The sequence below is a fragment of the Candidatus Poriferisocius sp. genome (genome assembly GCF_965208355.1).
In the GTDB taxonomy this organism is placed as follows: domain Bacteria; phylum Actinomycetota; class Acidimicrobiia; order Acidimicrobiales; family Bin134; genus Poriferisocius.
Genome location: NZ_CBDBOM010000003.1, coordinates 1,845,347 through 1,863,662 on the forward strand (window position 1 = coordinate 1,845,347; position 18,316 = coordinate 1,863,662).

The 18,316-nt window shown below is 62.7% G+C and carries 16 protein-coding genes; 6 read left to right on the plus strand and 10 right to left on the minus strand.

From position 1 onward, the window contains the following. Positions 1-55: 55 nt before the first annotated feature. From ACOGXH_RS09835 to secG, 3 genes are read right to left on the minus strand one after another with little or no spacing between them, the layout of a single operon-like run. Positions 56-925 carry a YceI family protein gene (locus tag ACOGXH_RS09835; protein WP_419928928.1) on the minus strand — a complete coding sequence of 290 codons (870 nt, stop codon included), beginning with the start codon at positions 923-925 and terminating at the stop codon, positions 56-58. A 36-nt stretch (positions 926-961) separates the two neighbouring features. Then, positions 962-2,068 (minus strand): acyl-CoA dehydrogenase family protein, encoded by a 1,107-nt coding sequence (locus ACOGXH_RS09840; RefSeq protein ID WP_419928929.1) that lies wholly within the window; start codon positions 2,066-2,068, stop codon positions 962-964. A 22-nt stretch (positions 2,069-2,090) separates the two neighbouring features. Next, positions 2,091-2,324, minus strand: coding sequence for a preprotein translocase subunit SecG (gene secG, locus ACOGXH_RS09845; protein WP_419928930.1), 234 nt, complete (start codon positions 2,322-2,324; stop codon positions 2,091-2,093). Between the two features lie 252 nt (positions 2,325-2,576). On the opposite strand from secG, the gene ACOGXH_RS09850 reads away from it, so the two are divergent. Then, positions 2,577-3,521 carry a M23 family metallopeptidase gene (locus ACOGXH_RS09850; RefSeq protein WP_419928931.1) on the plus strand — a complete coding sequence of 315 codons (945 nt, stop codon included), beginning with the start codon at positions 2,577-2,579 and terminating at the stop codon, positions 3,519-3,521. Positions 3,522-3,575: 54 nt separating this feature from the next. Continuing rightward, the gene (locus tag ACOGXH_RS09855; protein ID WP_419928932.1) at positions 3,576-5,441 is read left to right on the plus strand and encodes a flavin-containing monooxygenase; all 1,866 of its coding nucleotides are present in this window, start codon (positions 3,576-3,578) and stop codon (positions 5,439-5,441) included. A gap of 23 nt (positions 5,442-5,464) precedes the next feature. Here the strand turns inward: ACOGXH_RS09855 and ACOGXH_RS09860 are convergent, their stop codons facing one another. The 6 genes from ACOGXH_RS09860 to gap all read right to left on the minus strand — a co-directional run bounded on the left by ACOGXH_RS09860 (position 5,465) and on the right by gap (position 12,140). Next, positions 5,465-5,875 (minus strand): type II toxin-antitoxin system VapC family toxin, encoded by a 411-nt coding sequence (locus ACOGXH_RS09860; RefSeq protein ID WP_419928933.1) that lies wholly within the window; start codon positions 5,873-5,875, stop codon positions 5,465-5,467. Continuing rightward, positions 5,872-6,117, minus strand: a complete 246-nt coding sequence (locus tag ACOGXH_RS09865) for a hypothetical protein (protein WP_419928934.1) — start codon at positions 6,115-6,117, stop codon at positions 5,872-5,874. Before ACOGXH_RS09865 ends, ACOGXH_RS09860 begins: the two co-directional genes overlap by 4 nt. Before the next feature lie 1,483 nt (positions 6,118-7,600). Further along, a complete protein-coding gene (locus ACOGXH_RS09870) occupies positions 7,601-9,070 on the minus strand; it encodes an McrB family protein (RefSeq protein WP_419928935.1) in 1,470 nt (489 codons plus the stop codon). 151 nt (positions 9,071-9,221) lie between these two features. Continuing rightward, a complete protein-coding gene (gene tpiA / locus ACOGXH_RS09875) occupies positions 9,222-9,998 on the minus strand; it encodes a triose-phosphate isomerase (RefSeq protein WP_419928936.1) in 777 nt (258 codons plus the stop codon). Further along, positions 9,991-11,121, minus strand: coding sequence for a phosphoglycerate kinase (locus tag ACOGXH_RS09880; RefSeq protein ID WP_419928937.1), 1,131 nt, complete (start codon positions 11,119-11,121; stop codon positions 9,991-9,993). Before ACOGXH_RS09880 ends, tpiA begins: the two co-directional genes overlap by 8 nt. 8 nt (positions 11,122-11,129) lie before the next feature. Continuing rightward, a complete protein-coding gene (gene gap / locus ACOGXH_RS09885; RefSeq protein ID WP_419928938.1) occupies positions 11,130-12,140 on the minus strand; it encodes a type I glyceraldehyde-3-phosphate dehydrogenase in 1,011 nt (336 codons plus the stop codon). Between the two features lie 133 nt (positions 12,141-12,273). Here gap and ACOGXH_RS09890 point away from each other — a divergent pair, with 133 nt between their 5' ends. Then, a complete protein-coding gene (locus ACOGXH_RS09890) occupies positions 12,274-13,290 on the plus strand; it encodes an amidohydrolase family protein (protein ID WP_419928939.1) in 1,017 nt (338 codons plus the stop codon). Between the two features lie 2 nt (positions 13,291-13,292). Continuing rightward, positions 13,293-14,795 (plus strand): class I adenylate-forming enzyme family protein, encoded by a 1,503-nt coding sequence (locus ACOGXH_RS09895; protein WP_419928940.1) that lies wholly within the window; start codon positions 13,293-13,295, stop codon positions 14,793-14,795. A gap of 5 nt (positions 14,796-14,800) precedes the next feature. Here ACOGXH_RS09895 and ACOGXH_RS09900 read toward each other — a convergent pair whose 3' ends face one another. Beyond that, positions 14,801-15,736, minus strand: a complete 936-nt coding sequence (locus tag ACOGXH_RS09900) for an LLM class F420-dependent oxidoreductase (RefSeq protein ID WP_419928941.1) — start codon at positions 15,734-15,736, stop codon at positions 14,801-14,803. 175 nt (positions 15,737-15,911) lie between these two features. Between ACOGXH_RS09900 and ACOGXH_RS09905 the strand changes: the two genes are divergently transcribed. Then, entirely contained in the window at positions 15,912-17,033 is a 1,122-nt protein-coding gene (locus tag ACOGXH_RS09905) for a DUF1214 domain-containing protein (protein ID WP_419928942.1), read from the plus strand. A 4-nt stretch (positions 17,034-17,037) separates the two neighbouring features. Then, positions 17,038-18,279 carry a sulfotransferase family protein gene (locus tag ACOGXH_RS09910; protein WP_419928943.1) on the plus strand — a complete coding sequence of 414 codons (1,242 nt, stop codon included), beginning with the start codon at positions 17,038-17,040 and terminating at the stop codon, positions 18,277-18,279. Positions 18,280-18,316 lie beyond the last annotated feature (37 nt).

Below are 18,316 nucleotides of genomic sequence, written 5' to 3' on the forward strand. Positions count from 1 at the left end.
ATCCACCGCCGCGAGACCGGATCGTTTTCCTGGTTTCGCCCCAGTTAGGCGCGGCTTAGGGAGCCCGGGTGAAGAAGAGTTGGAGTTCGACGGTGCCGTGGTCTTCGGCCGACAACACGATGGGGACTCGGGGGACGGTTACCTCGTAGTCGGCGAACACCACTTCGGCGGACCCGACGACAACGACGGTGTCATCCACCAACTGGGCCTCCAGCGCGATCTCAACGGTGCGGGTGATGTCCTTCACGGTGAGCTCGCCAATCGCCGTCGTTGTGATGGGGCCAGAGCCAGGGTCGTCGCCCAGATCGATGGGCTCGGTGAGTGTGAAGATCGCCATGGGGAAACTGCCGGTGCTGAGCGCTGATTGGATGGCGCGATCACGGCGGCTGTCATCGGTGATGATGCCGGTCATATCGGCCTCGACCGTCACCGAGGTCACCGTTTCGCCATCAATGGTGAGCGATCCGCCAACTAACGGGGTGCGGCCCACAGCGGTTGTAGAGCCGATGCTGGCCAACTCCTCTTCGACGCGGAAGCCGACAAATGTGCCGGATGACTCGTCGTAGTCGAATTCGGCGGCGGACGTGTTGATGACCCATTCACCTTCCACCCCCTCGGCGGCGACCCCCTCGGCGGGCTGGGCCTCAGGCTCAGCCGCGGTCTGCGCCGCGGCCGGAGTTGGGGCCGTGGTGGGTTCGGCGACCACATCAGGAGTGATTGGAATTGCCGTGGGAGCCGCAGAGGGAGTCGCGGTTGCCTCGACCACATCATCTTCCAGCGTAGAAACCGCGGCACCAAGGTCAACTCTGGCCGGAGCATCGTCCCTCAGCCACCACCAAAGCCCGATGGCCAGCAATACGACCAAGACGAGGACAATCCCCACCACCGACCAGAGGATCGGTCGCCGCTTGATCCGCTGGAGCACTGCGCCAGATTACCCGTGCCCGAGAAGGCAACTCGTTTAACGGGGTTCTCTGGGCAGCCCGAGCACGCGTTCGCCCAGGATGTTGCGCATGACGTTGGAGGTGCCTCCGGCGATGGTGTACGAGGCGGCGTAGCAGATTCCCCTGGTCCACTGGTCGTCGAGGAGGGCTGCCGACCCGAGGGAGGCAGCGGCAAATTGGGCTACCCGCTGCTCATGCTCGGTGCAGAAGGCTTTGGTGGCCGCGCTGAAACCGGCCGGGGCCTGGCCAAGGACCTCTCGATACACCAGCAATCGGCCCACCCGATATTCGGTCTCCAGTTGGGCGATTTGTTGGCGGACCCGCGGATCATCCCAGTTGGCCAGCGATCTGGCATGCACGAACAGCGCCCGGTTGGACACCAGTCGGTCGATGCCACCGCGCTCGTGGGCCAGTTGCACCATGGTCTGCTTGAAGGCATCGCCCTCGGCCCCCACCAGGTTGGCAGCCGGCACCCGGACCTCGGTGAAGTAGATCTCACAGAAGTGCCGGTTGGCGATCATGTCCGTTATCGGCCGCACTTCGATGCCCGGGGTGTTCATGGGCACAATGATCTCGCTGACCCCCCGATGGGGCGGCCCCTCGTCGCTGGTGCGGCAGATCAGATAGCAGTAGTCAGCCACATGCCCGAAACTGGTCCAGATCTTTTGGCCGTCAATCACGAAGTGGTCCCTGTCCCTCACCGCCCGCGTGGAGATCGAGGCCAAATCCGAGCCGGCGTCGGGCTCGCTCATGCCTATGCACCAGGTGGACTCTCCCGACAACATCTTGGGCAGAAGCTCGGCCTTTTGATGCTCGGTGCCGTAGGCGATCAGCGTTGGGCCCATCTGACGGTCTGCGAACCACATGGCCGCTACCGGGGCCCCCGCGCTGATCATCTCCTCGGCCACGATCAGCCGCTCGATAGGCGGCCTGGCCCTTCCCCCGTACTCGGTCGGCCACCCCATGCCGATCCAGCCCTCGGCGGCCATGATCCGAGCGAACTCCTTGGAGTAGCCGTTGATCCACGAGTCGTTGTGCCGTCCGAATCGAGCCACCCCGTCGGCAGCCACGGCTCGCGCCCGGTCGCGCAGGGCCAGCAACTCGGGAGTAAGCGAGAAGTCCAAACCGGCGGCCAGCGGCCAGCGGCTAGCTGGAGTCCAGCAGCAGGGCCAGAGCCAGGGTGGAGAAGGAGAAGATCAGCGCAGCCACGATGGTGAGGCGGTCGAGGTTCTTCTCAATGACCGTCGAACCGGCGGCCTGCGTGCCGAAGCCGCCGCCGAACATGTCTGAGAGGCCGCCGCCCCGGCCGCTGTGCAGCAGCACCAGAAGCAGCAGCCCCAAGGCCGAAACCACGTCGATAACCACAAGCGCGATGGTCACAGCGGGCAATTCTACCCGTTCGACTGCCCCACAGACCCACCCGACACCCGTGTAGTCTCGTGATTCGCATGGTTGGGGAAATGGGACTCCATGAGATTCACCGGCATCGGGAATAGATTGGCCGCGCCCTTCCGCTGGCTGGGGAAACGCGGCGCCAGGAGCCTCAAAGGCATCGGAGATGGCCTAGTCGCTTCCCTCCGATGGTTCGCCAGATGGACTGCCAAGGGGTTGCGAAGTCTCAAATCGGCCCGAGTGCTCCTGTCGATTGTCGGCCTGGCCGCGGCCTTCGCGGTCGGAATCCTGATATCGCAAATCTGGTGGTCGGATAGTGCAGACGATGCCCCGGCGACATCTTCTGGAGGGTCCGCCGAGACCGACTCCTCAACGCCCCCTGACGAACCGGAGACCGGTGATGAATCGTCATCCAGTGCATCAGGCGACTCGCCGGATGATCCCGAAGCGGCTTCTGGCCCGTCGGAATCGAATCAAGAATCGACCGCCGACAACCCATCAGATGACGCTGACCCAGATCCAGAGTTCCCTGATCCCTCTCCCACGCCGGTCGTGGTCGTTTTGGACCGGACGCCACCGACATATGAAGAGGCCTTGGCGGTCGCAGAGGGTCTGGCGCCCCTCACGACTCCTCCCAGCGACTGCGCGTCCCCGCTCTCCAATCCCGATCTGTTGCCCAACGCCCCCCGGGCCTACCGATCCGGCATCCATCAGGGGGTGGACTTCCAGTGCTTCACGCTGGGGCGCTCTGCGGTGGCCGCCCTTGACGGGCGGGTGGTCCTCGCCGTAGGCAACTACCAAGACCCCGATTCCGACGACCGAGATGAGCTGCTCGGCATCGCGGAACGGTTGCAAGCCACTCCCCCCTTCACCCTGTTGACGCTCTACGGCAACTATGTGGTGATCGACCACGGTGACTTCCCATTCCTCGGCCACGTGGTGACGGTCTACGCCCATCTCCACAATGTCGATCCTGATATCCGGGTCGGTCAGAAGATCCAAGCGGGACAGCGAGTGGGCGAGATCGGCAATCGCGGCACCCATGCGGCCGCCAACGGGGACTTCTACACCGACCCTCACCTTCACTGGGAGATACACATCGACAACCTGTACCTGGGCGCGGGCCTGTCGACTGCGGAAACCCGCGAGGTGTACACAACCTTGTTCTCCGAGACTCTGGGATAAACCTCCCACCTGTGGACTAAAGAAATCCCACTCCGCTCTGCAACAATTTCCGGCATGGATTCGGACTTCATGCGCAGGGCAGTGGAATTGGCCGACTTGGATGCGGTGCGAGTGGCGCTGTTCCAGCACACCGACGATCCCGAGATAGCGGCACTGCCGAGAATGCTGGAGCTCGACGACGACCAGCGCGAGCTTCTGGTTGCCAAGACGGTGGCCTGGCTGGAGGAGAACGCCGGACCGGGAATGCCCGAGGAACCGCCGCAACCCCGCCTCCGCCAACTGATGGACCTGGCCACCCAAGAGAACATGGGTGACCTGGAATTCGAGTCGCGGCGCGAGCTGATGGCCTTCAAGCCCTTCCCCTGGACAGTCGACTGGACCAACGGCAAGCCCGAGCTTCCCGAGGGATTCCAGGTGGCGATCATCGGCAGCGGATTCAGCGGCCTAGCCGCTGGCATTCAGATGGAGCTGCTGGGAATCCCCTACGTCATCCTCGAGCGCCGATCCGAGCCGGGCGGCACCTGGAGCCGGCACCGCTACCCCGACATCCGGGTGGACACCATCTCGATCACCTACGAGTTCGCCTTCGAGAAGAACTACCCGTGGCCCGAATACTTCGGGAAGGGCCAGTTCGTGCGGGAATACCTGCTCCACATCTCGCGCAAGTACGGCATGTATGACAACACCCGTTTCGACCACGACCTGAAGCGGGCCGCCTTCGACGAGGACCGCGACGTATGGGTGCTCGAAGCCGACGCCCCCGACGGCATCGAGACCATTGAGGCCAACGTGGTGATCAACGCAGTCGGCGCCTTCGCCAACCAAAGGACCCCCAATTTCGAAGGCCTGGAGGACTTCCCCGGCCGGGTGATCCATCCGTCCCAATGGCCAGAGGACTACGACTACCGCGGCGACCGGATCGCCGTCATCGGCAACGGCTCGACCGGAGTGCAGCTCCTGTCCCCCGTCGCCGAAGAGGCCGAGCAGGTGTACGTGTTCCAGCGGTCCAAGCAGTGGATCAGCCCTCGGCCCAAGTACGGACAGCCCATCGAGCCCGAAGTGCGCTGGCTGCTCGACAACTTCCCGGGCTATTGGAACTGGTGGCGCTACATGGCCATCGCGGCGCTGTTCAAGACCCACGACCAGCTGATTCCCGATGAGGAGTGGCAGGCCGCCGGCGGCTATTGGAACGAGGTGAACGACCAGCTGCGCTCGTTCCTCACCAACTACATCCACGAGCAGACCGACAACGACCCAGACCTCGTGGATCGTCTCATACCCGACTATGCCCCCTTCTCCCGGCGCCCCGTGGTAGACAACGGCTGGTACCGGTCCCTAACCCGCGACAATGTCGAGCTGATCACCGAACCGATCGCCCGGTTCACCGCTGAAGGCATCGAGACCGCCGATGGAACTCTCCACGAGGTGGATGCCGTTATCACCGCCATCGGCTTCGAGATCGTCCAGTTCTTGTATCCAGCCGACTACATCGGCCGAGACGGCCTCAATGTGCACGACTTTTGGTCCAAAGACGGCCCCCGGGCCTACATCAGCATGATGGTGCCGAAATTCCCCAATATGTTCATGCTGTACGGTCCCAACTCCCAGCCCTTGTCGGGCGGCACCGGTCTTCCCATCTGGTATCAGGTGTGGTCGGGCTACGCGGCCCAGCTGATCGTTCGGATGCTCGAAGAGGGCAAGACCAGCGTTGAAGTCACGATGGACGCCTACGAGCGCTACAACGAGGCGCTGGACAAGGAGGCCTCCAAGCTCCTGCTCATGCACGAGATCGGGTCTCCGGGCAACAACTACTACGTCAACTCCACCCACAACCGACTTCAGATGAGCGCCCCCTGGTACGGCCCGGAGTACCACCGCCTATGCACCGACGTCGAGTGGGACGACATCGAGATCACCTGACCGGAGTCAAATTGTGAACGCTGTCAGGGGCGCAGTTCAATGAAGCCGGCGGCGGCGAAATCCTGATCAAATGCCAGTGCTTCCCTTAGCCGGCGGTCTCGCATGACTATGAAGCTCGTCGAATCGACAAAGGAGTAGGCCCTCTCGTCATGGCGGCGCAGCCAAGTCCAAGCACGGAACTCCTGTTCCGGGCTCACCTGATGGACAACGAGTTTGCTGTTCATCTGAGCGAGCTCAATCTCATCAAGAAAAGGCACCGCAACCTGATGGCCATGGCGGCTTCGCAAGAAAGTCCACGCCTCCCCCATGATAAAATTGGTCGTGAGCAACTGTTCGGCATCACCGACTTGGGAGAGCATTGCCTCGGCATCATGATGCCGAGGATCGTCTGACACGGCCCACGCCACCCACCAACTGGTGTCGGCGAATTTCACAGCTTGTACACCACGCGGTCGACTTCGCTGGGCTCTTCCCGCCTGCCCTGTTGGGCGAATCCAGCACGCTCCCGGAAGTAGTCCGCCGTGGAACTTGATGCGTCGACTTCGGCCATTGGCTCGGGGAGGACCTCTGCCAATCCCATGCGAATCAACTCTGACTTGGAAATGCCCCGACGCCGAGCCTCCGCGGCCGCCCGGTGATCAAGTTCAATGGGGATCGTGATGGAGATCGTCTTCACACCCACAAGCCTACATATAAAGCGCTACAGGGGCTATATAGGATTACTTTCAGGTTCTGACCCAATCGATACTACTCAGCGGTCCTCTAAGCAGACAGCAAATCCCGCCAATCGGACATCGCCTCGTCTCGCTGAGATGGCGTCCGGAATCCAAACGGCAGTGCGGCAAGAACCAGCCGTACTCTTCGCTGCCCAGAAACCACTGTTGCAACTGCATGAGGACTTGGAACATCGGTAGCCCTTAGGCTCGGGTACACCAGCACAGTGTCGACTGTGTTGACATCGGCAAGTGCTGCGTAGGCCAGTGCTTGGTGTAAGTCTGCTCGGTGCGTTTCCCGAACATGCTCGCTGATGCCTGACCAGCCGTGACGCCCGAGCAAAGTCAGGTGCGCCTTGTATTTTGCATCAATCCAAATGGTTCGATCAGATGCAAAAAGCCCAACATCAGGCGCCAGCGATCCCATGCTACTTGCCGATCCCTTCCACCGGAGCGGGCGACGCACTTCACGGTGCGACGGTGATACCAGCCCAATACGGGGTGCAAATTCCCGAGCAAAGACGCGGACCCACTCCTCCCAAAGATTCGCCACCTCCAGATCCCATGAGAGCCCGTCGAGCGCTCTCGCTCCTCCAAGGCCACGCTCTTCAGCTACCCAACCCATGGCTTCTACCGCATTTGCCACCCACACATCTAGGGGAAGGGACACCTCTGTAGTCGGCCGGATGCTTGGTCCCTCACCAACCTCCAATTGCATCTGGCCGATCTGGGTCCGAAGGGTGGCGGCGGGCCCAACTCCAACCTCTAAAGCCAAATCATCATCGAGACGACCCAGGGTCCAACGTACTGCGGACATGAGATTCGGATCGTCGGCCAGATCGGAATATCGACATGGCAGCGTCGTCCACTGACCGATTGGGAGGTGCTTACGTGACCATTCCCCCCAGCGAACCTGACCTCGAGGGGAACGCCGATTTTCGGTCTGCTCGATGAAGGACGAGCGGCGATGACGCAGCAATCCATCGATTCGGCGTAACACCGGGCCAGCGATCAACCACGACGGAACTTGTCGAACCGAGCCTGGCACCAGCACATCACCGCCGAGTGTTGGAGATACAGAGAAGCCGACAGCCGCCATGACATCGCCCAGCGCGCTCCATCTAAAGCGCGGGGAGACGAGCACACCGGCTGCTACTCGCCGAGTAGCCGGTGCAACCAACGGGACTGCACCTATGCTTCCTGACGGATGAAGCTCCAGGTGAAGCCCCCCGTCGCTTCGCACATTCGGAGTCAAGCCAAGACGTCTTAAAGCCAGTTGATTCGCCGCTAGGAACGGATCCATCCATCTATCACCGGTCGCACCGACCATATTCCCATCAACTCGCACTGGGTCTCCCTCATCTGTAGTGGAGAGGAGAGGCTTGGCTTTCGGGGCCGCAACTGTAAACCCGGCCCTAGCACGGCCTCGGGTGGTCCGCCCTCGGCTCATTCTGTCCAACCAGCCAGGGTCTCCACTCGGTCAGCCAATCCGGCAATTTCAGCGGTCGCGGGTCCGAGCAGTCGTTCCTGTACGTAGTCCCGTAGAAGAGGAACGAGTTCAAGCCGAAGACGGCTAGTTACACGATTTGTACGGTTTACGTGACCTAGATCGGGTCTAGGGTCAAGAAAATAGGCATGCCCTGGCGTAAGCCTCAGTCCGTCATCGTCTGCATACTCAGAAAATGTGTGAAGGGTGTCTTCAAAAGCTGCAATTGCAGCTTCATCGCCCTGCTCTCGGACCACTGACAGTTGCGGCCACATTTCGACGAATGCGAACCTCCGCCTGATGGCTAGATCGATGCGAGCAATCGAACGATCGGCTGTATTTCGGGTCCCGAGCACGTACAAGTCGGGCGAGAGTCGCAACTTGTCTTCGTATCCCTCCGGTCTGTGGGGAAGCACAACTGCCCGGTCCGGCTCACCAGGCTCGAATAGGCTTACCGCCTCCCCGAGGACTCGACCCAGATCGGCTCGGTTGATCTCATCCACAACCAATACATGCGGCCTGTCGTGCGCCACTTGGTTCGCCCTAAGCAAGTCACCGGGGCGAACCTCGAACGCGAGGTTTTCTCCATTCTTTGATCTCGGATAGAGGCCAACAACAAAATCCTCGTAGGTGCGAGCCGGATGAAACTGAACCATCTCCCACGAGCCGAAAGCGTCTCCAACCTCTTGGGCTACCCTCGTCTTCCCTGTGCCTGGAGGGCCTTCCAGAATGACAAACCGCCTTTCGCGCAAGAGGCCAGCAACCGTCGTAGCATCCACTTTGGGAAAGATGCATTCGTCCATGACAGCACGTCGATCGCTCCATACATTCTTGGCCGAGCCCTTGTGGCGTGTTCCATGCTCCTGCAAGAACAGATCCAAGAGGTCAGCCACCACTCCACCATCCCCAGAGGCATCACGGATAGGGGCAGCCGCATAGATGAAGTGCGAATAGGACTTCAGCTGTGGAGTGATGGCCGGCCAACTCTTGGTGACAGCGTCAGGGACCCCGACTGCCAAATCGAGCAAGTCGGGCTTGACCCAAAGCGAACCTCGGTGGGCTCGTGCCAGCGCTCGAAGACGGCGAGCATGCCCCGGTCGACCAAGAATGGCTGAATCAGCCCCAAATCCGTCAGTGCCGACAACTAGAACTGCAACACTGCCACCATCGCCAGGGAACCACACGAACGACGTCCCCTGATAGGGCCCTGAAGTGGGGTTGCCTTCTGAGGTAATGAATCCTGCAAAAGAAGCGGCGTCCTCTTTGCGAGGAAGATTTACCCGTATCTGATACGTACCTCGATTGCGCTTATCCGCTCGCTCATCGAAAACCTTCTCCATGAGCTCTTTTGCAACTTCGGCCTCCCCCACCAAGGACGAATTCAATCCCTCGGCGAGAGCCTCCATCAGCTCTTCGAACGCAGCTGCCATGGGGCTGACGTTAGTGACACCAATGGCTCAGCCCGCGAATCACCAATGCGACGTCGTTTCGAGAACCGAAACCACAGCTTGTTGGGCGCTACCTCTTCTTGGTACAGAAATACGTTCGAACGGTATGACTGATTTCGGCGATCGCCTCCTTCTACTGGAGTCTGAAGCGGACGATTCGAGAGAAGCTGTCGACCTCCAGGGAGGCGCCACCGACCAAAGCGCCGTCGATGTCGGATTGGGCCATGAGCTCGGCAACGTTGACCGGCTTGACCGATCCGCCGTATTGAACCCGCACGCTGGCGGCGGCATCGGCCCCGAAGTTGGCCCGCACTCGGTCCCGGATCAGAGCACAGCCCGCTTGGGCATCGGCGGGGGTGGCGGTGTGGCCGGTGCCGATGGCCCATACCGGCTCGTAGGCGACAACCATGGCCCCCACCTGATCCCGCTTCAGACCGGCCAAACCGGCATCCACTTGGGTGGTGATCCGGGCCTCGGTCTGGTCGGCCTCTCGCTCCTCCAGCGTTTCGCCGCAGCACATGATCGGGGTCATCCCCGCGGCCAGGATGGCCTTGAGCCGCCGGTTGACGTTCTCGTCGGTCTCGCCGAAGAGCTGACGGCGCTCGGAGTGGCCGGCAATCACGTAGCTCACCGCCAACTTGGCCAGCATGGCCGGCGACACCTCTCCGGTGAACGCCCCGCTCTCCTCCCAGTGGCAGTGCTGGGCGCCGAGGGCGATGGGGATGTTGTCGGCGTCGAGCACCGTCTGGGCCGAGCGCAGGTTGGTGAACGGCGGGTGGATGGAGATGTCGGCAGAGGCGTAGTCGGCATGGTCGAGGGCATACGACAGCTTCTGAATGAGCTGGATGGCCTCCAGATGGTTCATGTGCATCTTCCAGTTGCCGCTGATCAGCGGTTTGCGCTCAGCCATTGCTGTCCTCCTCACGAGTGCCAACGGATTCTCTCAGGGCTCTCAAGCCGGGCAAGTCGCCCTGTTCGATCAACTCCAACGACGCGCCGCCGCCAGTAGATACGTGATCCATCTCCCGGTCGAGGCCGAACTGGCGGACCGCCGCCGCGCTGTCGCCCCCGCCCACTACGGTGAACGCCCGGCTATCGGCCAGTGCTTGGGCCACAACCTTGGTTCCGGCAGCGAACCTCGGATCTTCGAACAGCCCCATGGGGCCATTCCACAACACGGTGCCGGCCTCGGCGATGAGGTCGCTGAACTCGGCTGCGGTACCGGGTCCGATGTCCAGACCCCGCCAGTCGGGACGCAGCTCCACCCCAGCCTGCACCACATGCTCCCCCGGGGCCAGCGCGGTGATGTCCGAAGGCAACCGGATGGGCGCCCCTGATTGCAGCAGCCGACCGCAGGCCTCAATCTGGTCGGCTTGGAGCAGCGAGTCGCCCACGCTGTGGCCCAGGGCGGCCAGGAAGGTGAAGCACATTCCTCCACCAATCACCACCTCATCGGCGGTTTCCAGCAGGGCGTCGATCACCCCCAGTTTGTCGCTGACCTTGGCTCCGCCCAGCACGGCGACGAACGGCCGCTTGGGCTTGGACCGCAGGCCGAGCAGCACTTCGGCCTCTTTGGCCAGCAGGCGCCCAGCGGCGCTGGGCAGATAACCAGGCGGTCCCACGATGGAGGCATGAGCCCGGTGCGACGCCCCGAAGGCGTCGTTCACGTAGCCGTGGCAGCCGTCGACCAACTGCTGGACCAATCGGTCGTCGTTGCCGGTCTCCCCGGAGTCAAAACGCAGGTTCTCCAGCAACTCCACGCCGGGGGCAAGCTCGCCCAACCGGGCCTGAACCGGCGCCATCGAGTATCGGGGATCGGGCGCGCCGCCAGGGCGGCCCAAGTGGCTGCATGCGACAACCGCGGCCCCCTGACCGGCCAGCCACCGGATCGTGGGCAGCGCGGCCTTGATGCGGAAGTCGTCGGCAATGGCGCCATCGGAGCCAAGCGGAACGTTGAAGTCCGCCCGCAGCAGGATCCGGCGGCCGTCCAGCCCACCGAGGGCCTCGCTCAGCGATTCAAGGGTGGGCAGCACCTCGGTGATCAGCCGCCCGCTGCGCCCACGATAGAGACCAAGTCGACTAACCGGTTGGAGTAGCCCCACTCGTTGTCGTACCAACCGGAGACCTTGACCAGGTTGCCCAGAGCCATGGTCAACCCGGAATCAAGCGTGCACGAGGCCGGTGAGCCAACGATGTCGGACGACACTAATGGGGCTTCGCTGTAGTCCAGCACCAAAGACAGCGGTCCGTCGGCTGCCGCAGCGGCAAAGGCCGCGTTGACATCGTCAGACGAGGGCTCACCCTGCACGATGGCGGTGAAATCGGTGAGCGAGCCGTTGGGAATAGGTACCCGCAACGCGATGCCGTCCAGCAGACCGTTCATGGCCTGGAGCACCAAACCGGTGGCCCGGGCGGCCCCGGTAGAGGTGGGCACGATGTTCGCCGCGGCAGCCCGGGCCCTACGCAGGTCGGAGTGCGGCCCGTCCACCAGCGCTTGGTCGCCGGTGTAGGCGTGAACGGTGGTCATCAGGCCCCGGTCCACCCCGAAGGCGTCGTCGAGCACCTTCACCATGGGCACGAAGCAGTTAGTGGTGCAGGAGGCGTTGGACACCACCAAGTGGTTGTCGGGGTCGAAGTCGCCGTCGTTCACCCCCACCACGAAGGTGGCATCGGCCCCCGACGCCGGCGCCGACACGATCACCCTCGGGGCACCGGCATCCAAATGGGCGGCAGCCTTATCGCGAGCGGTGAAGAACCCGGTGGACTCCACCACGACGTCCACGCCCAAGTCCTTCCAGGGCAGATCGGCTGGGTTGCGCTCTGACAGCACTTGCAGGACGCTGCCGCCGATGTCGAGCCCGCCATCGACCACCGCAACCGGGTCGGTAAACCGGCCCATCACCGAGTCGTACTGCAACAGATGGGCCATGGTTTCCAGGCTGCCCAAGTCGTTGACGGCCACGAATTCCAGATCGGCGCCAGCCTGTCTTGCCGCTCGAAAGAAGTTCCGTCCGATGCGGCCGAACCCGTTGATGCCCACGCGAATGCTCATGCGGCTGAGACTAACGTAGGCCCGCTATGACAATGCGCACCTATAGGGACATTCGCTGGGGTTTCGCAGGAGTTTCGATGCCTGATGCCATCCCCAACCCGCACATCGCCAAAGTCGATGAAATTGGAGCCGAATGACCGACTTCAATCGCTTCGACTGGCTAGCTCAGCGGGATGAGACCGCCATCGATCCCCAACGGACGATTGTGGATCCCCATCACCACTTCTACGACTGGGAGTTTCTCACCTATCTCGCCGCCCACCACTTGGACAACGTCACGGGCTCACACAACATCACGAAAACGGTGTTTGTGGAGACGGCAGTCTCCTACGACACGGCGCTTCCCGAGCACCTACAGCCGGTGGGCGAGACGGTCTTCGCCATGTCGCAGACCGGCGCAATCGAAGCAGCCGGTGGACCACCCGTCGCCGGCATCGCCGCTTTCGCCGATCTGATGCTCGGCGACTCCCTCAACGAAGTCCTTGACGCCCACGATGCTGCCAGCAGCGGCCGCCTGTGCAGCATCCGCCACACAGTAGGCATGGATCCCAGCCCTGACATTCCCCAAGGCCACGGCAACCCATTTCCCCAGATGATGGGCACGGACCAGTTCCGGGCCGGGCTGCGCAAGCTCGTCGAGCGGGATTTGGCCTTCGACGCCTGGCTCTTTCACCCTCAACTGCCCGAGGTGGCTGAGTTGGCCTCGGCCATTCCGGAGCTGAGGGTGGTGGTCGGCCACCTCGGGGCTCCCCTCGGAGTAGGCCCCTATCGCGACATCCGCGAGCAGGTCTGGGCCGACTGGCGGGCGTCAATGCAGGCCGTGGCTGCCCAGCCAAATGCCGTGGTCAAGGTGGGCGGGATAGGAATGGACTTCATGTTTGGGACGGGTTGGGCCGACCTGGCGGTGCCGCCAGGCTCTGAAGAAGTGGCCGCCTACTGGTCGGACGCGGTGCGATTCTGCATCGACGCCTTCGGACCCGACCGATGCATGTTCGAGTCGAACTACCCAATCGACCGCGAAACCCTCACCTATCCGGTGTTATGGAACGCCTTCCAAATCATGGCCGACAGCTACTCCGATGCCGAACAGAACGAGCTGTTCTCCGGCACCGCCACCCGCACCTATCGCCTGGAAACGTCTCCTGGGTGACGATGCGGATTGTTGACTTGTTGGAGCGTGATGCGGCGCTCTATTCCCAGCGGACTGCGGTAGCGGTCAGCGGGGGGCTATCGGTCACGTTTGAGAAACTGCGGGACCGGGTTCGCCGGCTGGCGACCGGGTTTGAATCTGCCGGGGTGGGACGAGGTGACCGGGTGGCGCTCATGGCCGACAACGGGCTGGAGTTTTTTGACGTTTATCTGGCCGCGGCCTACCTGGGCGCGGCGGCAGTGCCGCTGAACACCCAGCTCACCGACCCCGAACTGGACTTCGTTCTGTCGAACGCCGAGCCCACTCTCACCGTTGCCACCAGCGATTACGCGCAGCGAGTGGGGGCGATCGGCTCCGCGGGACCGGTGATCGACAGCCAAGGTGATGCCTATGCAGAGATGCTGGCATCGGTGCCATTCTCCGACCTGGATCGCGCCTCCGAAGATGACACTGCGCTGATCATCTACACCAGCGGCACCACTGGGCGACCCAAAGGGGCATGCCTCACCCAGCGGGGACTGGCCTTCAACGGGATGTCCATGGCAGTGGTGCAGCGGTTTCGACCCGACGACGTGTACTTGTCGACCACGCCGCTGTACCACGTGGCCAGCGGAACACGGGTGTGCTCCATGCTGGCCGACGGCCAGACCCACGTGGTGTTGCGCTCCTTCTCACCCGAATCGTTCTTCGCCGCGGTCGCCGAGCACCGGGTGACCATCTCGGTCTTGGTCCCCGCCCAGATTCGCCGCCTCCTCGACCATCCCGGCTTCGAGGAGGCCGACCTCTCCACCCTTCGCCTCATCGTCTACGGCGCGGCGCCCACCGCCGGGCCGCTCATCCGACAGGCCCATGAGCGCTTCGGGTGCGGCCTGTACCAGGCCTACGGCATCACCGAGGGCGTATCAAATATCGCCGGACTGCTGCCCGAGGACCACGACCTGGCCATGGCCCGGCGCCCCGAGCTGTTGGACTCGTGTGGCCGGGCGGTACCTGGTGTCCGGATCGAACTCCATGACGACAGCGGCGATCTTGTTACGCCCGGAGAAGTGGGCGAGATCTGGGTGAAGAGCGAAAAGGTGATGGCCGGCTACTGGCGCGACACCGATCAAACCGCCGAGGCCCTGGTCGGCGGATGGCTGCGCACTGGTGACCTGGGCCGATTCGACGACGACGGATACCTCTACATCGTCGGCCGCTCCAAAGACATGCTCATCAGCGGGGGCGTCAACATCTACCCCAGCGAGATCGAGGCGGTGCTCTACGACCACCCGGCCGTGGCCGAGGTGGCGGTGGTGGGGCGCCCCGACCCGGAGTGGGGCGAGCGCCCCGTGGCGTTTGTGGAACTCCGACCAGAAGAGACGCTCGACGGACTCCTCGATTGGTGCCGCCAACGCTTGGCCAAGATCAAGATCCCCGACGAATTCATCGCCGTCGACAGCTTCCCCCGCACAGTCACCGGCAAGATCCGCAAATTCGAACTGCGAGAGCACCTCGCCGCAAGCTGACCGGATCAGGAAGTCAGCCCGAAGTGGTGGCCCAGTGCTTCGGCCGCCTCTCGGGTCTCGGTGGGGTCATAGGAGACGACGACCACATTGACGACATCGGCCCCGGCCTCTCCCAGGGCTGCCAGCGTGCTTCGCGTGGCGTCCCCATCGGTGAGATCGAGCACGCCCGGGGCGCCGGCACCGACTGCCGCTGGACAATTGGTGGCCACGGTGAACGGCTGGTCAGCTCGGGGCGACTGTTTGCGCTCCTCGCGCAAGAAGTCCACATGTTCCCGCAGGTCTTCCGGGGTCATTCGGGCGGCCAACCAACCGTCTCCCACTGCGGCAGCCCGGCGGAGTGCAGGCTGGGAATGGCCGCCCAGGTAGATCGGCAGCGGCGACTGGACCGGTTTGGGCTGCATGTTGAGGGGCAAGAACGAGTAGGTCTCGCCCTCGAACGAGGGCTGGTCTTGCTCCCACAGCGTGCGCAGGATCTCGATTCCTTCCTCTAGCCGTTGCCGGCGCCGGGAATAGTCGGCACCGAGGGCGTCAAACTCCTCGCGAAGCCATCCGAGGGTTGCTCCGAAGATCACCCTTCCCCCCGACAGGAAGTCGAGCGTGGCCACCGCTTTGCCGACGATCACCGGGTTGCGCTGGGGAAGCACGCAGGCGTTGACCATCAGTTTGATGGTGGACGTCGCCCCGGCAACGAAGGCCAAGGTGGTGAGTGACTCCATTCGGGGATTGTCGGTGGGATACGGATACTTCCCGTCGGCCATGGTCGGGTTCTGCGATGTGAACTCCACCGGAAAGGCGATGTGGTCCCCCACCCATACCGAGTGCAAACCGGCCGACTCGGCCGCTTGAGCCACATCCACAATGTCCTGAGCTGTGGCCGAGCCTTCGTAGGGCAGACAGAGACCGATCCTTGGACCGTGATAAGGCAAGTTGTCCGACCCCATAGAGCCTGTTTCCTTTGATCAAGCTGTCAGCCGGACATTAGCGGGATCACCTCAGCGCCGAACCGCTCAACCCGTGTTGTCGCCAGACCAAGACCGTCACTAGACAAGCGCCATGCGACGGCTTGCTATACGACTGCTTGGTGCGTTTCGACAAATCTCCCTCCTCATTCGGAAGATGCGGGGCAAAACCCTCGACGACGTGGCCGAACAACGGGTTGTCAGCGGCAAAGCTTGGGAGGAGTTCTGCGACTCATTGAAGGCGGCGGGAGCGGCGATGAACTTCCCCGGCGCGCCCCGCGACCCCTTCAGCCAAGCGGAGGGCTATCGGCACTTGAGCCGCCTCGCCCGGGCTGGCCTGATGGCGTTCGTCGAGCACGCCGACCCCAAGGCGCCGGTTATGCATCGTGTGGCCAACGAGACCACCAAGCTGGGGGCCGACAACCCCGACAACTACTACTACACCGCTGCCTTGGACGGCAGCTACGACTACAAGATCACCGGGCGACGCAACAACATCGCCTACCTGAGCATCGGAACCCAGTCGGGCAACTACGGCCAGGGTGGCGGCCTTCCCCCCACGGGCCATATCGAAGCCGACCAGATCGAGATGGACGCCGACGGGCGATTCGAGCTGATACTGAGCAGCACCCCCCAACAAGGAAACTGGCTGCCGATGACGCCCGAGACCGGCACGCTGGTGGTGCGCCAGACCTTCGCCGACCGCAGTACGGAAATCCCCGCTGAGCTGGCTATCGAGCGCATCAACTGTGCCCCCGAGGAGCGCCAACCCTCTCATCTGACGGCCCGGGCGCTAGATGAGGGCTTGAAGAACGTCGGGGCGCTGGTGATGGGTGCTCCCCTGCTGTTCACCAAATGGGCCCGCGACTTCTCCAAGCACAGCAACCAACTGCCGCTGTTCGATCCGGATGTGTCGCTGGCCGCCGGCGGCGATCCCAACATCACCTACTACCACAGCCACTGGGCTCTGGAGCCCGACGAGGCGCTGGTGATCGAAGCCACTCCTCCCGAATGCGAATATTGGAACTTCCAGCTCAGCAACTACTGGTTGGAATCACTGGACTACCGCCATTACACGATCCACACCAACAGCCATTTGGCCCATTACGAAGCCGACGGGTCTGTGCGCCTGATCGTGGCCCATGAGAATCCCGGCCTGCCCAACTGGATCGAAACCGCAGGCCACTCGCTCGGGACCATGTCGTTTCGATGGGTAAGAGCCGCCGAACACCCCCAGCCCCAGTGCCGGGTGGTCCCGTTGAGCAGCTTGCGGGACTAGTGGTTTGACCTCCACCGACTACCAGAACCCGTATCGGCCGGTTCCGGTTCGGGTCTTCAACCGGCTGGGCCGCGCAGCACAGCGGGTTGGGTCCTCGGGTCGCTTGGACGTCGACAAGCTCATCAAGCATGCCAAGCGCAAGACCGGGCTCTCCGACTTCGGCGACGACGGACACCTGGAGGCTTTGCAGGTGCTCGTGGAGTCGATCAACAACGAAGCCCGACTTACTCCGACTGGCCGGATAGTCCAGAAATCCCGGCTCGCCGGGGCGCTCATCCAGCGGCTGCGCATTCAGGACCTCCTCAGACGGCATCCTGAAATCGACGACATCGACCTCGGGCCTGTCATCGCCATCACCGGGCTTCAGCGCACTGGCACAACGCTCCTTCACCGGCTCCTCTATTCCCACCCGGAGATCCGGGGCATTTCCGGGTTGGAAGCGCTGATGCCGGTGGCTGCGACCGATTCGGCCCAACGCGCCGAACGAGTTCGCAAGCGACGGGCGATGCTGGCCGAACGGACGATTTCCTACCTGTCCCCTGACTTCATGGCGGTACACCCCGTCGACCGCGAGCAGCCTGAGGAAGACGTCTTGCTGCTCGACCTCAACTTCATGAGCCAGTCGGCCGAGGCCATCCTGCACGTTCCCAGCTATTCCCGCTGGCTCCAAAACCAAGACCACACCGCGACCTACGAGTACTTCCGCCGAGTCTTGAAGGTGCTGACCTGGCAGCAACCGGCGACCGCATGGGTTATCAAGACTCCGCATCACCTGGAGTATCTAGATGTGCTGCTGAAGGTATTCGAAGGTGTCACCGTCGTACAGACCCACCGCGATCCCCGGGTTGCCGTCTCCTCCTTTTGCAGCATGGTGGCTCATGGCCGGGGCATGTTCAGCGACCATGTCGATCCGGCAGAAATTGGCCGGCACTGGTGCGACAAGACACACCGGATGGTCGAGTGGGCAATGAAGACCCGGGCGGAGACACCAGAAGGCCGATTCGTGGATGTCTCCTACTACGACCTGATCCCTGATCCAATGACCCAGCTTCGGCGGATCTTTGAGGTGGCCGCAGTCGAATTCGACGACGAGGCCAAAAAACTGGCCGAGCAGTACGCAGCCGCTAATCCGCAGAACCGCTTCGGAAAGCACAACTATCGGCTCGAACACTTCGGGCTGAGCCAGCAGGCTATGGACGAGGCCTTCGCGGCCTATCGGGAGGCCTATGACATCCCCTTCGAGTAGGCCAAGCGGCAAGCGTCGAATTCCCATTTTCCGGTGG

Bases quoted from the DNA above. Each gene is read 5' to 3' on its own strand.
- ACOGXH_RS09855 (WP_419928932.1), top strand. From the start codon at position 3,576: ATGGATTCGGACTTCATGCGCAGGGCAGTGGAATTGGCCGACTTGGAT.
- ACOGXH_RS09870 (WP_419928935.1), bottom strand. From the start codon at position 9,070: ATGGCAGCTGCGTTCGAAGAGCTGATGGAGGCTCTCGCCGAGGGATTG.
- tpiA (WP_419928936.1), bottom strand. From the start codon at position 9,998: ATGGCTGAGCGCAAACCGCTGATCAGCGGCAACTGGAAGATGCACATG.
- gap (WP_419928938.1), bottom strand. From the start codon at position 12,140: ATGAGCATTCGCGTGGGCATCAACGGGTTCGGCCGCATCGGACGGAAC.
- ACOGXH_RS09890 (WP_419928939.1), top strand. From the start codon at position 12,274: ATGACCGACTTCAATCGCTTCGACTGGCTAGCTCAGCGGGATGAGACC.
- ACOGXH_RS09895 (WP_419928940.1), top strand. From the start codon at position 13,293: ATGCGGATTGTTGACTTGTTGGAGCGTGATGCGGCGCTCTATTCCCAG.
- ACOGXH_RS09900 (WP_419928941.1), bottom strand. From the start codon at position 15,736: ATGGGGTCGGACAACTTGCCTTATCACGGTCCAAGGATCGGTCTCTGT.
- ACOGXH_RS09905 (WP_419928942.1), top strand. From the start codon at position 15,912: ATGCGGGGCAAAACCCTCGACGACGTGGCCGAACAACGGGTTGTCAGC.